9 protein-coding genes and 1 pseudogene are annotated in these 16,588 nt (G+C 41.1%); 1 reads left to right on the top strand and 9 read right to left on the bottom strand.

What is annotated here, in order from left to right; genetic code table 11:
• Positions 1-325: 325 nt before the first annotated feature.
• The 6 genes from ezrA to QM469_RS06775 form a co-directional block, all read right to left on the bottom strand.
• On the bottom strand, positions 326-2,053 hold the full coding sequence (gene ezrA, locus QM469_RS06800; protein WP_414276353.1) for a septation ring formation regulator EzrA: 1,728 nt from the start codon (positions 2,051-2,053) through the stop codon (positions 326-328).
• A gap of 81 nt (positions 2,054-2,134) precedes the next feature.
• Positions 2,135-4,081 (bottom strand): DNA topoisomerase (ATP-hydrolyzing) subunit B, encoded by a 1,947-nt coding sequence (gene gyrB / locus QM469_RS06795; RefSeq protein WP_248034596.1) that lies wholly within the window; start codon positions 4,079-4,081, stop codon positions 2,135-2,137.
• Positions 4,082-4,110: 29 nt separating this feature from the next.
• A complete protein-coding gene (locus QM469_RS06790; RefSeq protein WP_414276351.1) occupies positions 4,111-4,674 on the bottom strand; it encodes an HAD family hydrolase in 564 nt (187 codons plus the stop codon).
• A gap of 105 nt (positions 4,675-4,779) precedes the next feature.
• Positions 4,780-5,331 (bottom strand): DJ-1 family glyoxalase III, encoded by a 552-nt coding sequence (locus QM469_RS06785; protein WP_248034594.1) that lies wholly within the window; start codon positions 5,329-5,331, stop codon positions 4,780-4,782.
• Positions 5,332-5,341: 10 nt separating this feature from the next.
• Complete coding sequence (locus tag QM469_RS06780; RefSeq protein WP_153225409.1) at positions 5,342-6,565, bottom strand: FtsW/RodA/SpoVE family cell cycle protein; 1,224 nt, start codon at positions 6,563-6,565, stop codon at positions 5,342-5,344.
• Positions 6,566-6,597: 32 nt separating this feature from the next.
• Complete coding sequence (locus tag QM469_RS06775) at positions 6,598-9,051, bottom strand: bifunctional DnaQ family exonuclease/ATP-dependent helicase (RefSeq protein ID WP_414276350.1); 2,454 nt, start codon at positions 9,049-9,051, stop codon at positions 6,598-6,600.
• 118 nt (positions 9,052-9,169) lie between these two features.
• Between QM469_RS06775 and QM469_RS06770 the strand changes: the two genes are divergently transcribed.
• The gene (locus QM469_RS06770; protein ID WP_414276349.1) at positions 9,170-9,355 is read left to right on the top strand and encodes a hypothetical protein; all 186 of its coding nucleotides are present in this window, start codon (positions 9,170-9,172) and stop codon (positions 9,353-9,355) included.
• Positions 9,356-9,378: 23 nt separating this feature from the next.
• Here QM469_RS06770 and QM469_RS06765 read toward each other — a convergent pair whose 3' ends face one another.
• The 3 genes and pseudogenes from QM469_RS06765 to QM469_RS06755 form a co-directional block, all read right to left on the bottom strand.
• Positions 9,379-10,227, bottom strand: coding sequence for an NAD(P)H-hydrate dehydratase (locus tag QM469_RS06765; RefSeq protein ID WP_414276348.1), 849 nt, complete (start codon positions 10,225-10,227; stop codon positions 9,379-9,381).
• 3 nt (positions 10,228-10,230) lie between these two features.
• Positions 10,231-11,055: a phosphate ABC transporter ATPase gene (locus tag QM469_RS06760; protein WP_414276346.1), complete on the bottom strand. Its 825-nt coding sequence runs from the start codon at positions 11,053-11,055 to the stop codon at positions 10,231-10,233.
• Positions 11,056-11,333: 278 nt separating this feature from the next.
• Positions 11,334-16,562, bottom strand: a pseudogene (locus QM469_RS06755) (SIALI-17 repeat-containing surface protein); the annotation flags it as partial.
• Between the last annotated feature and the right edge of the window lie 26 nt (positions 16,563-16,588).

The following is a 16,588-nucleotide window of genomic DNA, read 5'->3' as shown; positions in this document are numbered from 1 at the left end:
GTTTTAGGAACTTTGACAACTTTAAGAAACGAATTTTCATCGCTCTGAATATAAAAATGGAGAGGACAACGATTGTCCTCTCCAGATGTTAGCTTTTATTCAACCCACTACAGTTGACAAAGAGCCAGAAAAGAAAGGTAAAAGAAAGAGGTTGGGACAAAAGATCCCTACCTCACTTTTTATTTGCAATCAAACTTTGACGCGGTAGCTGATTGGACTTTTTGTTCGTCTTTTAGACTCCAAAAACTCCTAATCATCTTCGCGGGGCTGGGACTACGAAATCGAGACTTTGTCTACCGATTTCTTTCCCACCGCCTTTTCTTAATTAAAATCGAATGATTTCTCTTGTTTTTTCATATGAGGAAACAAAGCGATTTGTTACCCCTGGTTCAGCAACTTCCAAAGCTTGGGAAATCTTTTCGAAAGATGCTTGATAATCAAAGGCATTTTCAAAGATTTCTAAAGATTCGTGGAAGGCTTGTTGAATCCCTTCATCAAATGATCTGTAGCGGTTAGAGTATTGAAGTAATTGTTCAGTCAAGGTAGCATGTTGTACGATGCTGTATGTTTCTGTTTCCAGAATTTCCATATCGTGAGTTGCAATTTCTAAAATACGGTTGACAGACTCAATGTTGACTTGCGACTGTTCTAACTCTGCCATCAAGTCTTCGGTACTGTGGCTAGCTGCAAAGAACAATTTCAAGAAGTTCTGTGGTATTCCTGGAAGATTTCTCTTTTCCATGTAGCGCTTGATCGTGTGGAGGCGATTGACGTAAACATTTGCCTTTTGACGAGCATTAACATCATCTTTTTCAATTTGTACCAGACGTTCGCTAACTGAAACTTGATCATCTTCAATTTCTTTTAATGTAGCTTGAACATTTTCTAAACGTTCTTCTAATACAGAATAAGCTTCAGAATATTCCTCTTGTTCTGAAGTCAAATCACTAACTGTAACTTCTAGGGAATCCAAATCCACTTGAAGACGACGGACGTGATTTACATCACTCTCAGACATCAAGTAAGTTTTGTTCAAGCGTTCAATATCTTTCACCAAGACTTGATTGTTGTCTTTTAAGTGGTCAAGATAGGTTGGAAGTGTTGCTAACAAGTTCTCAACAACCTTATGTGAAGCAATCTCTCGTGTGAAAATATTATAGAGAGCATTGATTTCTTCTTGAATCTGAGTGTTTTCATATTCAGCATTATCCAATTCCAATTTTTTAATATTTTCTTGGTTGTTCTTCAATGCTTCATACAATAACTGCAAACGTGATTCAATGTCAGTTTCTACAAAGTGATAGTTGGCATCAAGCAACTTACGATAGCCAGCCTCCAGATCTTCAAGTTGATCAGGGAGTTCAGTCGTTAGTTTAGTAACAATTGCTGGAATTCTCTCTACGATATGTGTCAAAGCGAGAATATGGTTTTCAGCATTATCCAAAATTCCTGCTGCTTCAACTGGATCTCCTGAAGAGTTTAGCGTCACAAATTGAGAAAATTCTGATTGGATATTCTCCAATTGTTTTTCAATTTCAGGAAGCGCTTGACCATATTTCTCAGAATCTTCTGCGACCGCCTTCTGTAAGCTTTCAAATAAATCTAAAGCATGCAAGACACGACCACTATTTTTTGATTCTTGTTTTTCTAGATCTGCCAAAGCATTTCGAATGGAAGCAATATCTTCTTCGATAAGGGTAATCTGGCTTTCAATTTGATCAATTTTGTGTTGAGCTTTTAAGAAGCGAAATGAATTATTGTACCCTTCTGCTTCAAAGAGATTATTCTCAATATCTGCAAATGAGTTGAGGGATAAGTCTACCCATTTTTGGTTCCACTCTCTAAATGCAATCTGACTTTGACCAATCAGATGCATATTCTTAACAGCTTCTACTTCATCGTTAACTGGAAGGTTATACAACTCTTCCTTTCTTCCTTCTAGTACTGCGAGCCTCTTTTCATTTCGTTTGCGTAACAAAATCGCTACAACATAAGCAATGATCAGAAGAGCCGCGATTACAATCATAATAATAATCAACAGATTATCAGACATATCAAACTCCTTTTTATACTTGAAACAATTGTAATGATTATATCATATTTTTCAAACCATGGGAACTATTTCCAAATTTTTTTAAACGTCAAGCGTACTGTAAACAGCATTTTCTTCAATAAATTCTCGACGTGGTTCTACACGGTCACCCATGAGCATATCAAAGATTTTATCTGCTTCTGCAGCATCATCAACTGATACACGCGCCATAAGACGATGTTCTGGGTTCATGGTTGTTTCCCAAAGTTGATGGTCATCCATTTCTCCAAGACCTTTATAACGCTGAATAGTTGGTTTTGAACGTCCTTCACTATAGCGAGCTAAGGCTTCCTGTAGACGGATTTCTTGATCTGCTCCAGGTTGGATGTATTCTTTAATTTCACTGCCGACCTTAACACCGTAAATTGGTGGTTGAGCGATATAAACATAACCTGCTTCTAAAACGGGTTTCATATAACGATAAATCAAGGTTAACAAGAGGGTACGGATGTGAGCTCCATCGACATCGGCATCCGTCATGATAACGAGTTTTTGGTAACGGGCCTTGCTAACATCAAATTCAGCACCAAAGCCTGTTCCCATAGCTGTGAAAAGGCTACGGATTTCTTCATTGGCAAGGATTTTATCCATGCTGGCCTTTTCAACGTTGAGGATTTTACCGCGAATTGGTAAAATTGCTTGGAATTCACGGTCACGACCGGACTTTGCAGAACCTCCCGCTGAATCTCCTTCGACGATGAAAAGTTCAGTTTCAGCTGGATTGTTTGAGGAACAATCTGCTAATTTCCCTGGAAGGTTTGAAATCTCTAAACCAGATTTCTTCCGAGTAACCTCACGCGCACGCTTGGCTGCTACACGCGCCTTAGCCGCCAGAATCCCTTTTTCAACGATACGCTTAGCAATCTGTGGATTTTCCATTAGGAAGTCTGAAAATGCTTCACTAAAGAGGCGGTTAGTAATCTTAACAACTTCACTATTTCCAAGTTTAGTTTTCGTTTGTCCTTCAAACTGAGGATTTGGATGTTTAACCGAGATTACCGCTGTCAATCCTTCACGGACATCCTCACCTGTTAGATTATCTTCGTTATCTTTTAGGAGTTTGTTTTTGCGAGCGTAGTCGTTAATGACACGGGTTAGGGCTGTACGGAATCCTTGTTCATGCGTTCCACCTTCATGTGTATGAATGTTATTAGCGAAACTCATGACATTTTCATGGTAACCAGTTGTGTACTGCATGGCTACTTCAACTGTGATGTCATCCATTTCTCCATCGGTGTAGATTGGATTTTCAAAAATGACATCCTTGTTTTCATTGATATACTCAACGTAACTCGCAATCCCACCTTCGTAGTGGTAGTGTCTTGTTTGTTCAAGTCCCTCACGCTTGTCAGTGATAGAGATTTGAAGACCACGGTTCAAAAAGGCTAACTCCTGAATCCGCTTGTTTAATTTATCAAAATCAAAAGTTGTTGTTTCTGTAAAAATCTCTGGGTCTGGCGTGAAGTGTACGGTTGTACCTGTTTTATCTGTATCTCCAATCACCTCAAGGTCAGCAACAACATGTCCACGACGGTATTCTTGGTAATGGATTTTTCCATTTTTATGAACACGAACATCCAACTGAGTTGAGAGGGCATTTACAACCGATGAACCTACACCGTGAAGTCCACCTGAAACCTTGTAACCGCCACCGCCAAATTTACCTCCAGCGTGAAGAACGGTAAAGACAGTTTCAACGGCAGGACGGCCTGTCTTTTCTTGAATATCAACAGGGATACCACGTCCATCATCAACAACCGTAATAGAGTCATCTGGCTCAATAAAGACCTGAATATGACTAGCAAATCCCGCCAAGGCCTCATCGATAGAGTTATCAACGATTTCCCAGACTAGGTGGTGAAGACCTTCTTTTGAAGTCGATCCGATATACATTCCAGGACGCATACGAACGGCTTCCAGACCTTCCAAAACTTGAATCTGACTGGCATCATAATCCTGTGCCTGTTGGTTTTTGATTTCTTCTGTCATTTTTTCCCTTTTTCTTTTTTTCCTTTTTCTTACATGTCTAATACTTGTCTCAATGTCACGATATTTTTAAAGAGATGCGTCGCTAAGCCTGCTGCTTGTCCAGCTTCAATGTCTATAGGTCGATCACCAATAACGATACCAGAACTAATCTTATACTTATCTCGCAAATAGATCATAGACTCTGGATTTGGTTTTCTCTTAAAACCAGAGCTAGCTGTTACTACTTCTGTAAAATAGTCAGCAATACCAGTCTTTTCAAGGATATCCAAAACTTGGTCATTGCGATGCGAAACTAAAAAGTTCCGTCCTCCCTGGTCTGAGATTTCCTCCAATAAATCAGGTACTCCATCAAACAAGGCAGGATGTTCAAGCTCTCGCGCTTCGTTTTCCTTGTATTTTTCTAAAAAATGCTCTATTGTTGGGGCAAATTGGTCAATCGCAAAAGCAGTTGACACTTTCAAGGCATTGTAAACTTTATCATGTTCTTCTTCGATTCCAAATTGAGCTAACGTTTCCACAAAAGCCGCGGTCGAAGTCTCATAATTATCAAGTAAAGTTCCACCTAAATCCCAGATGTAATCGTGATATTTCATACCCTTCATTATAGCATTTTTTTATCAAAAAAGCGACGATTTCCTTCTATTTTAACAGTAAAAAACGAGAAGAATCCCCTAATTGATAGATTCCTCTCGTTTTAGTTAATCTATTCCAAACACATCACGATAGAGCATGGCTGCTCTCAAAGCATTTGCATCTCCACCAAGTTGTTCTACTAAGTTATAAGCAAAGGCAAGGGCAGTTGCTGGACCGCGACTGGTAGTCAACTGACCATCGACAACTACTGTTTCCTTTCGATAATGGCCATCAGTAATTTGCTCTTGGACACCATCATAGCAGGTGAACACTTTATCCTTGAGGAGACCAGCTCGATTCAGTACAATTGGTGCTGCACAAATGGCTGCTACTTTTTTACCAACTTGCTCACATTTTTGAAGTTCAGCAATCAATTGCTCATTATCACGCAAGTGAGCTGAACCTGGCATACCTCCTGGTAAGACAATCATGTCGTAGTCAGATAAATCACCATCAAACACACGATCTGCTTGTACTTGGATGGCATGTGATCCCGTCACTCGGTCTTCAAAACCAACCATATGACAAGTAATATTGGCACGACGTAATACGTCCACAACTGTTAGGGCTTCGATTTCTTCAAAGCCCTCTGCTAAGATAACTGCTACTTTAGCCATGATTTACTCCTTATTTAACTTTTTTCAAAACAACTTTCTTACGTTTAAATCTTGTCTTACCGCTCTTTTCTTCGGCTAGATGCGTTTGATAACTCATCGATAGAAGCAAACCAACACCAATCAGATTACTGATAATGGCCGATCCCCCTTGGGAAATGAATGGGAGAGGAATCCCTGTCAGAGGAAGGAGGCCTGTCACTGCACCGATATTTTCAAAGATATGGAACAAAAGCATCATAATAAATCCAGTTGAAATGTAGGTATAAAATTGGTTATTGGACTTCAGAGTGATTTTTAACATTCGATAGATAAGTAGGAGATAAAGTGTAATTACAAGGACAGATCCGATAAAACCAAAATCTTCTGCAATGACTGTAAAAATCATATCACTCTCACGAACGGGAATGAGGAGATTGGATACATTAAATCCTTGACCAAACAAGCCTCCACTACCGATGGCGATTTGCCCTTGGGCCTGTTGATAGGTGGTCGTTTGTGCATAATCAAATGGATTGAGCCAAGCAAGGATACGGTTAATCTGATAGGTTGGCATCCCGATTTGATGTATGAAAGCACGCCCATCTTTTGTGATGAAAATTGCCAAAAATCCTGCAATTCCCGATACAGCTGTTACAAAAATTGGAATGATGATTTTCCATGATACTCCAGAAAGCAAGACCAGTCCCGCAAAGATTGCGACAAAGACCAAGGCCGTTCCTAAGTCACTCTGCAGGGCCAGTAAACCTAAGACTGGCAGCGTGAAGATAATCATCCACAGTATCAAGAGGAAATCTAAAGGAATCGTTCGTTCACTTTCCTTGTGTTTCTGTGTGAATTGAACAACAACCCGAGCCAAGATCAAAATATAGGAAATTTTCATGAATTCGGAAGGTTGGAAAAGTGTCACTCCTCCAATTGACACCCAGTTTTTAGCCCCTGTTGCTGCCACTAAATTAGGATTGTAAAAAATCAAGGGTAAAACCATAAGGGCTAGACCTAGGGCATAAAGATAGGGAGTCGCCTGCCATAAAAATTTTGTATTAAAGAACATGACTACAAAGCTGATGATAATTCCCAAGACGATCCATGCTAGTTGCTGACCGAGAATTGGCCAAATATTATGTGGATAGTCATGACTGACAGCTATGTAAATAGCCACAACTCCAATCACCAGCAAACAAAATACTGGTAAAATCAAACTATAATCGACTCGAGAGTCGAGAGAACGTTTCATAAAGGTCTCCTTCATTCTTTCAGATGTTTATTTTATTTTTTGTGTAAAAATTCTTGAACTTTTGAGAATACTTGCTCTTTGCCAACTTCTCTCACTCGACTAGTCTGTGACAAGGCCTTGCTAATCTGCTTTCCATATCGCTTGCTTGTCATTCGGCTATCCAAGATAAGGACAGATGAGCGCTGTCCAAGACGACGCATGGTTCTACCAATCGCTTGTTTGAGGCGAATAATAGCCATAGGAAGTTGATAGTCATAGAAAGGATTTTTCCCTTCAAGGCGGAGTTCCTGATTCATTTTTTTCGTAAAGGGATCTTCTGGATTTTGGAAGGGCAAGCGTGTCACCACTTCAATCACTCGAGGATGAGTCGCAAAATCAACTCCCTCCCAAAAACTTCCTGTCCCTAGTAAGAGTTGAGAGTCTCCTCTTTCAAATCGTTTCTTGAGTTGAGCAGGATCTCCGTTCTTATACTGGGCTAGATGAGAAAGAGATAGAGAGGCTGATACCTGCAACAAAAGGTCTTTTGAAGTAAATAAAACGAGCATGGGTTCCTCAAGATAGGACAAATCTTCCAGCAATTCTACGAGAGCTTGAGCATAGTCTTCTTGAGAGGTTTCTGTCACCAATGGAAAATCCTTAACGACCAAAATTTCTTGATTTTCTTGAAAATTCTCATCCAGTCTGTCAAAAGCTGCATGCGAGAATCCCATTAGTTCTGGTAAAGATACTCTGCTACTAATTTCCAAGGTTGCAGAGACAGCTAATAGCTGACAAGTCTCTGGAAAAATTTCAGAAAAGAGCAGACGTTGATTGCGACTGGAAGAAATGACAACCTTCTTGCTAGACAAGTCTGAGGCTGATAGCCAAAATTCTCCATCAGTGCAGAAAAAGCGCTGATAGTCCTGGAAACCTTGAACGTCTAGCTCAGAGAAATCCTGTTGGAGTTGTGCTATTGTAGTCGTCGGGCACATTCTTCGTTTGCCAGATAGGAACTGATCCATCAAGTGACAAAGCTCAAAGCGAATACTCTCCATCAAGCGTCTCTGAAGCATCCCTTTTTCGCGAACCAAGGCTTGATCTAGCTGGTCTACTATGTCGTTTAAAATGAAACTCTTTTGTAAAAGACTTTCCAAAGTTAGTAAGATCTTCTGGGCCTCATCCAAAATCAAGAGACGGCCCTCTAGTAGACTGGGATCATCCTCAAGTCGGGTAACGAGATAAGCATGATTGGTCACAAGTAGCTGGCAAGAGCGAGCTTTTTTCTGCCCCCGTCTCCAAAAATCCTCCAACCAAAAGAGAGAAGCTTTGGGAAGGTTCCCATCATGTACTAGATTTGGTAAAAACTGCTGGTAGCGATAGAGCTGTCCAATCTCATCTAAATCTCCAGTTTCTGTTTCGGTCAACCAAACTAGAAGTTGCATCTTGAAACGTGTGTACAAGCGATTGGACTCTTCTTCCTCTAGTGCATGATGAAAGGCATCCAGTTTAAGATAATTCTGTGGTCCTTTCAGACTATGAATCGAAAGGTGAAAGACCTCTTCCAATCTACGAGCTTCTTCTTGCATGACTTGATTTTGCAAGATTTTAGTCGGAACACTAAGGAGAATTCCTTTTTCATTTTCTAGTGATAAAGCGGGCAACAAATAGCCGTAGGTTTTTCCGATCCCCGTCTGAGCCTGAACAAAGGCAAGCTTCTCATTCTGTAGAAAAGTTTGAACCTTCTGAGCAAAGCTAGCTTGCGGAAGTCTATCTTCCAAATTCAACAAGGCAATATTGGTTTGAAAATCCTTGGAAAGTTTTCGTGGAGAAAGGACTGATTTTTCTTTTCTTAAAAATATACCTTGCACCTCAACCAAATCATGTTCTGCAAGGATTGACTGCTTCTGATAAACTTCTTCAATGACTAGATAAGACTCATATAATAAACCATCTGACAAGTTTAACAAGCGTTCCAACAAGCCTTTAGGCAGTTGAAACATTTTTTGACGCATACAGAGAAAGAGCTCTGCTGTTGCCTGAGCATCTGATAGAGCAGTATGGGCTTTTTCTAGTGAAATTCCCAACTCTTGACAGAGAATCCCCAGATTGTATTTTTCAAGTTGAGGATAAAACACCTGAGCCAACTCGACTGTATCGATACGGGGAGTACGCAATTCATAGCCCTCAAAAAAGAGGAATTCTGCTAATAAATTAGCATCGAATTGAACATTGTGCGCAACAAAAACACCGTCCTTGACCAAGTCAAAAATTTTTCCAGCCACCTGAGGAAACTCTGGTGCCTCTGCTAGTCGCTGGTCGGTCAAGCCCGTTAATTCTTTGATATGAGAATCCAAGGGTTCGTGGGGATTGACATCCGTTGCAAATTGGTCAACAATCTCGCCATTTTCAATGACCACGATTCCCACTTGGATAATTTTTGCCCTGCTTCCGGTACTGGTCGCCTCTAAATCCACGACAACGTACCGATCATTTCTAAAATTCATCATTAAAAATTATATCAAAATTTGCACCATTTGACACCCCTGAACTTGATTTGAAGAGTCAAGTTTCTTGCAAGTTTTTTCAAAAAATGATTGAATAGAAGTGTAGAAAAGGAGTGACATCATGAACCCATTAGATCTGTTTAATCAAGTAAAAGAGCTAATCGAGAAAAAAGATTTGACTGCAGCAAAAACCTTTGTCGAAGAAAATAAGGATCAACTCGGTGAGTATCTTAACCAAGCACAAGCTTTGGTTTCAGGCTCAGAAGGACTTAACGGTCTTGTAAATAAGGTCAAAGGCCTCTTCTAATAGTCAAAAGACACCTGAAAACCTCAGGTGTCTTTTTGTATTTTCTTCATAAAGGCTGGGATATGTTGACTGATCGTGGTTGGCAGAACTACAAAATTATCCTCAGCCAGTTCTTGGGCAATTGCTGAATGTAAATAAGTCGCTACTGTCACTCTTTCATAGAGACTTGCTTGGGGAAATTGGCCTGCAAAACCGGCAATCATCCCAGCTAAGGTATCTCCCATTCCTCCAGTCGCCTGATAGGGACCTCCAACTTCCAGCTGATAAAAATCAGCTTGACCAGCTTGCCAGATTCGAGTCGCAGAACCTTTTTGGACTAAAATCGTTCCTAAAGGGAATCTCTTCAAAGCCTCTCCTGTTTCCTCGGTTCCATGGGAATCCAAATCTAAGCCTGACAAGACTTGCCATTCCCTTTGGTGTGGAGTTAAAACAAGATGAGCTTTAGGAAATTTCATTCCCGTCTTCGCTAAAATGGATAGGGCTCCACCATCCAGTATGAGAGTCTGGTCTTGATTTGAATGATGAAAGACTGTTTGAAGTAGCTTTTCTCCACGCTTATCATCCACTAGTCCAGGTCCAACCAAGACAATACTAGCCTTCTGCAACTGTTGCTCAAGCAATTGCTTATCATCTAGGTCAAAAGCCATAGCCTCCGGAAGATGGCTATGTAGAGCTGGAATATTCTCTTTATCCGACGCTACTGTCACCAATCCTGCGCCACTTCTAACAGCCCCTAAGGCAGCCATAATAATGGCTCCCCCATAGGGATACGTCCCCCCAATCAAGAGAAGACGACCATAGTCTCCCTTATGACTAGAACGAGGACGCTCGATGATTACTTTTTTTAGTAGAGCTTGATCAATCTCTTTCATACACTACTCCTTCAACTTATCCTTACCATGTAGTACTTGATTAACCTTAGTATTCCAAGCCTGTAACCCTTCTCCCTCATAGTCTAGGTAAATCACTCTATCTTGTAATTGACAAGGAATCAAACCTTCAAAACAAGACTTATCTTTTGAAGGAATAACACACAAATGAAGAAAGGTATCCAAATCTAAACTATCTCTTACCTTCGCAACATGATAGCCATCAAACATATAACCTGGTGCTTGAATTAATTCTTCATACAGAAAATGAAAACTAACGCCAGGAATGAACTTTTCTTGTAATTCCTCCTCAGACGGTGCCCGTCCTAACAAACGCTCCATAGCCAGTCGGTAACCCGAAGTCGTATTAGACCATCCGAACATAATATAGTCAAAATAGTCTGCTGGATCAGAAGCTGCATTACGACTATCTGTAACTAGTTCAGCCCCACTTTTACCAAATACTTTTACCGCCGACATGAGTTTTCCAGTCTGAAAAATAGCCTGAGCCACCTCAACTGTACAAGTATGACTACAATAATTTGAAGTAACCAACTTCCTCTGAATATCATAGGTAGAAGCTACAAGGCGATGACTTGGTCTGTACGGAGGAAAATAGCTATGCTCTTGCAAGTAATCATGAATTCGTCTATTTAATTCATGATTCTCACATTCCACAATGGTCTGACGATGATGGTTCTGTTCGTAAGCAATAAACTTTGCTAGCTTCTCCAATTCCCATTCTTGAATCTGAGGATAGTTTTCAAGAGCAAATTGATAGATTCCATCCCACTGAAGACTATAATCTGCATTACAAACTTTTACAATCATAGTCCTTCTCCTCACATTCTCTTACTTTCATTATACACCTCACTACCCAATTAATAAAGAGAGTGGGACAGAAATCGGTAATTCGTTAGAATTCGATTTCGTCGTCCCACCTCCGCACAGTTGAGTAGGGCTGTAAAAGCTGATGAAATCAGCGTAGTAGAGCCCACTCAATCACTGCGTCTTGCTCGACAATCCAAAGACAATTTAGAGGCTAGGACTTTTGTCTCAGCCTCTTCATTTATAACGATTAGCTTTTTTAGAGCTGGAAGTTATCAGCCTTATTTTTCTTTACGTTTAACTGTTAGTAGAGCTACTGATAAAACAAGACTGAGACTTGCTAGGAAGGTAGCTGTATCAGATCGACTTTCACCTGTTTCTGGAAGTCTTGCTGCACTTGCTTTTCCTGGATTATTTCCAGAAACCTCTCCATGAGCTAATTCTACTGGTTCTTGATTTTGTTCTTTATAGACAATCGCATAAAGTCCTAGATCTTTGGTGACAAATTCAACTGTGTCACCTACTAACGTTACCTTTTGAACCTGCAAGCCTTGATCTAAGCTCATGTGATAAACCTCTTGAACCTGACCCTTGACTGGCAATCTCACTAGAACTGCACCTTTTGGATCAACCATTTGGTTATCTTTATCCAGCAATTTCACTTGATAAGCATCGTAGTGTTTACCAGCTAATTCTTGGCGTAGAACCTTTTGAACTTGAAGCTTGAGATTAGCATCCAAGTCTTGAGATAGTCCTGCTACCAGAACTCCAGTTTCCTTATCAGATAAGATTTGAACCTCTGCAGCTGGTTTTTCCACACTTGGAGCTGGCTCATTTCCCACTGTAGCCAATGTTCCTGTGTATTCTGGTAACTCGTTTTTAGCGGCTTCTACTGCATTAACGCTACCTGTAAATTCTGAGACTTCGTTCTTAGGGGCTTCTACTGCATTGACACCACCCTTGAATTCTGGGATTTCTACTACTGGAGCTGGTTCGTCGCCTACTGTGCCGATTACAGCTGTGTATTCTGGCAACTCATGCTTAGCAGACTCTACTGCATTGACACCACCCTTGAATTCTGGGATTTCTACTACTGGAACTGGTTCGTCGCCTACTGTGCCGATTGCATCTGTGTATTCTGGTAACTCATGCTTAGCGGCTTCTACTGCATTGACACCACCCTTGAATTCTGGGACTTCTACTACTGGTGCTGGATCATCACCTGCTGTACCGATTGCATCTGTGTATTCTGGCAACTCATGTTTAGCTGCTTCTACTGCGTTAACACCGCCCTCAAATTCTGGCACTTCTACTACAGGAGCTGGATCCTCACCTACTGTGCCAACTGAATCTGTGTATTCTGGTAACTCATGCTTAGCGGCTTCTACTGCATTGACGCCACCATCAAATTCTGGCACTTCTACCACTGGAGCTGGATCGTCTCCTTTACTTATTGTCGGTGCTGGATCGTCTCCCACCTCTTGATAGAAAGTAGTCATTTCGTAGAACTCTGGTTCTCCACCTTCCCAAGAAACTTTTACATCGAGAATCCGTGGATTTTTTCCTGAAAGGGCAAAGGTTTGGAAACTTGATCTTACTTCACCCAAATTTTTCCATACTGATTCACCAGCATCATTCAAGGTACGAACTTGGACATTTACTTTTGCACCTTCTGGCAAGTCAGCAATCAATCGAACATGATTGACCTTGGTTTCTTCAGATAAATGATAAACAAGCTCTCCTTTATCTTCAGTAGCTGCATAGCTAGTCAATACATTACCGTCAGTCATATTTTTCTCCAGGTTATCCGCTTCTTCGCTACCAGTTCCTGTCACTGTAGGATTATTTTCAGGATTGATAAATTCACCATCATTAATCACGATTTCGCTAAATCCTACAAAACGAGCATTATAATCCGCTGTAAAGAGAACACGCATGAACTTAGCAGTTACAGGTTGATCCAGAATACCTTCAATATAACGATTTCCTGGGTTTGCAGAATCATGTGTCCAGCCGTCGGTCAAGGAATTATCTCGAATTTCATTTTCCACACCATCTCCGACTGTTACAACATCCGTCCAATTCTTACCATCTTCACTGACTTGAATCTTCCCATCACGCAAATAATTACGCTGAGCATCCTGAATATAGGCACGAATCTTCTTGACTTGACGAGTGGTGCCTAGTTTCATGACAATTTCCCCGTTTTTACGTTGGTAATCAGAAAATTCTACAAAATTATTAAAGTCCCCATCAAACAGTTGACCAAGGTTGTGTACGCGACGAACATCATTAGCACCATAATATTGGTGAATACCCATAGTGGTTGATGAGAGTTCAGTTGGGTCCACTTCTTTTGTCTTAACGACTAATTTTCCAGTAGGAAGCGCTTGGTCCTTATCTGTCTTGTTCACGATACGTACATAGCGCACCAAGGCGTGTTCTGGAAGTTGGTCAGCGGTCATCCATTCCACTTCATTTGCCGAATATTCCAGTGTCAAACCTGTTTCACCTGCACCTTCAAGTGCAATTGAACTAGCTTCATGGAGTCGGTCCAATTTCAAACCAAGATAGCCATTTGCTGGAATATTATTCCCTTGAGGTAAGATCATTTCATAACGACCACGGCTGTCCACTACTGGCGTTTCCCTCAAGCTGTCAACATTGGTGACGGTCAAATCAGTATTTGGTGTATCGACGTCAACTGTAAAGTCCGCAATTCTCCACCATTTGCTGAGAACTTGTGTATTACGGATACGAACGTATTGTGCTGTGAAGTTCTGGCTAATATCTGAAATCCGATCCCCAGTTAAGGTCTGAAGGGTCTTCCAGTTTGTACCGTCTGTAGAATATTCGATGACACCAGCTGCTAGTTTGTCACCTTCCCCTTGAACTAGATGAATATGTTTTACTTTCTTAGATCCACCCAAGTCCATTTGAACCCAAGCATTTTCTGGAGTCACATTTGTTTGATTGGCATGAGCCATCATAGATTCGGTGTTATCTTTGCCATCTTGCATTTGAAGCACACTGGTTCCATATTTGTAAACTAGGTTTGGACTTAGGGTAATGGTCCCCTTTACCTTTTTGCTTCCAAGTTCGAGCGGTCTATTGACGGCAATTTCACGCATGGCAAGCCAAGCATTATCCTTCTTAGCTGTCGCACGCATGCGAACTGCTTGAGCCTTAATATCAAGGTCTTTAAATTCAAGTGTCCGTTCGCGACCTGTGTAGGCTGGACTTGTGAGAGCTACCCAGTCCCCTTGTTCGTTTTGATACTCGACAAGGGCATTTCCAAAGGTATAATTATCGGCTGTCTTTGTTCCTGTGGCAAAAGCAAGAGTATGAACCTTGATGGCTTTATTGAAACGAAGTCCTACATAATCATCTCGTTCAATAACGGTTGTCGTCTTGACAATCGCATGAGTATCCAAGTCGCCATCTGTTACTTCTGCAAGACCTCCTTCTATCCCCGCACGGTTGGTAATAAAGGTGGTCACAAGTTTATCTGGATGAAGCATGGTCTGGATATGCGTTGCCAAATATTCTTTTAAGTTATTGATAAATGGACGAATATGTTGCACTCCAAACTCTGCCCGTTCATAATGGTCTACATAGAAGAAGGAATAACTAATGGACTGATCGTAATACTTAACCCCAGCATAGTAATGTTCCCATACTTTAGCATCATTCTTTTCAGCCAGACCTTCTGTCGCTGTCAGCAAGGCTTCTAAAGCATCCATCTGGTCCACTGTATTATCTAACCAGTAGTGGATTTGGTCAATAAGCTTCTTGTCCCCTTTTTCTTTCAGAAGGAGGGCGTCAGCCTTCAAGTTTGCAAAGATACCCTTTAATTCTTTTCTCTCTGCGTCTACGTTTTGACCAGCCTTCAATTTATTATAGAAGTCTGTCAATTTAGGTGCAAGCTCAACAGATTCTTCCAATTTTGTGACATGGGGAGGACGGTTTTGGTTGCGCATATGCTTACCAAGTTCACGAAAGGCTTTTGATACATCACTTTCCTCAAAATTTCCATTGACCACATAGTTAAAGGCCATATCATTGATTCTTTCAGCTTCTTCCGCACTTCTCCATTGTTTCCAACCATACTGAGCCACATCAAAGAGGGCTACCTTTGAAGCTTCGGATTGTTGCATCGGATTTAGCATGATGCCCTGCGCCAAGGACAAATCAACATTGGGATGTAAGAATTTTTCACCACCACCCAGAATCAAGTGTTGCTTGGTATTATCATTACAAGGCCAGTTGATCCAGAAATGAATCGGACGATACTTCTTGCCACCTTCTGTCAAATTCTTCTTCAAATTTGTTAGGAAGGTTTGGTCAACTGCACCCCAAACTTTTCCTCCTGTTAGAGTTAAATGGACCGTTTCTGGAAGGCGTTCGTTGAGCGTACGAAGTTCATCTTCTGTCCCTTGTCCCATATACCAGGCTGGAACGAAAATCATATCTTTACGAAGGCCACTGTATTTTGTTTCTTGTTCAGTTAGCCAATTTGTCAGGTCAGTCATTAACCGAACATAACTATTGTAGCCACCAACAGGCCAGGCCGCATCATCAGCTAGAACCCCAAATTCACGCACACCTGCATCCAGCAATTGGGTGAATTTCGCTTTAATGACATCTAAATCTTGTTTATATAATTCATCCGTGTCAAAACGCATCTTGTTATGCATAAATGGATGGATGGTCCATACATAGCGAGTCTTTGTTTCATTCCCCACACGAGCTAGATCACGAATCTTTGCCATTTTTTCTTCTGGATAGAGTTCACGCCATTTAGCATTGTGATAGGGATCGTCTTTTGGCGCAAAAAAGTACTGAGTTAGCTTTAAGTCGCCACCATAGCGCATCAACTCCTCACGGTTTTCCTTAGTCCAAGGATTTCCATAATAGCCTTCGATAAAGCCACGATTCTTCACTTCTGCATAGTCTTCTACTGTCACATCGCGAAGAACTGGGACAGGACTCTCCTTCAGCATCTGTTTCAAGGTTGTTAGTCCAAAGAAGACAGCATCCGTATCCTTTCCAACGATCGAAATTTTATTGTCCTTCACGCGCAAGACATAGGCATCAATTTTATCGTATAGACCAGACGAAATATCTTGGACATCTTTTTCTGCCAGAGGAGCTTTCCCACGCACTCCAAGGAAAATGTTGGTCGCCCCTTCTGTAGCTTTTGTACTGGTAGTGTAAGACACATTACTAGCTTGGAGAACTTCTTTGGCACGGTTACGTGTATAAATATCTAAGCCATCGCTAAAGACAAGATTTACCTTTCCTTCTAGAGCAGTGACGCCATCGCCATAAGTAACCTTTTGAGGTCTTGGAAATACCGTATATTCTTTTTTAGCTACTTGAGATTTTGCAGCATCAATTTCTGCTTTACTTGCAGGTTTATCCGTCGTGAATGTATCAGCTTTTTCCACCGTTCCATTTACTTCAGCTGGTTTCGTAGGTTCTGTTACTGCATTGGTCTCAGTAGGAGCTACTTCTGTAGAAGCATTTTCTACGG

This window comes from Streptococcus infantis, assembly GCF_047464215.1.
Taxonomy (GTDB): Bacteria; Bacillota; Bacilli; order Lactobacillales; family Streptococcaceae; genus Streptococcus; species Streptococcus infantis_P.
Note: the sequence above shows the minus strand (reverse complement) of the source record. Positions and strands in the feature narration are given on the sequence as shown.

Bases quoted from the DNA above. Each gene is read 5' to 3' on its own strand.
- ezrA (WP_414276353.1), bottom strand. From the start codon at position 2,053: ATGTCTGATAATCTGTTGATTATTATTATGATTGTAATCGCGGCTCTT.
- gyrB (WP_248034596.1), bottom strand. From the start codon at position 4,081: ATGACAGAAGAAATCAAAAACCAACAGGCACAGGATTATGATGCCAGT.
- QM469_RS06790 (WP_414276351.1), bottom strand. From the start codon at position 4,674: ATGAAATATCACGATTACATCTGGGATTTAGGTGGAACTTTACTTGAT.
- QM469_RS06785 (WP_248034594.1), bottom strand. From the start codon at position 5,331: ATGGCTAAAGTAGCAGTTATCTTAGCAGAGGGCTTTGAAGAAATCGAA.
- QM469_RS06780 (WP_153225409.1), bottom strand. From the start codon at position 6,565: ATGAAACGTTCTCTCGACTCTCGAGTCGATTATAGTTTGATTTTACCA.
- QM469_RS06775 (WP_414276350.1), bottom strand. From the start codon at position 9,051: ATGATGAATTTTAGAAATGATCGGTACGTTGTCGTGGATTTAGAGGCG.
- QM469_RS06770 (WP_414276349.1), top strand. From the start codon at position 9,170: ATGAACCCATTAGATCTGTTTAATCAAGTAAAAGAGCTAATCGAGAAA.
- QM469_RS06765 (WP_414276348.1), bottom strand. From the start codon at position 10,227: ATGAAAGAGATTGATCAAGCTCTACTAAAAAAAGTAATCATCGAGCGT.
- QM469_RS06760 (WP_414276346.1), bottom strand. From the start codon at position 11,055: ATGATTGTAAAAGTTTGTAATGCAGATTATAGTCTTCAGTGGGATGGA.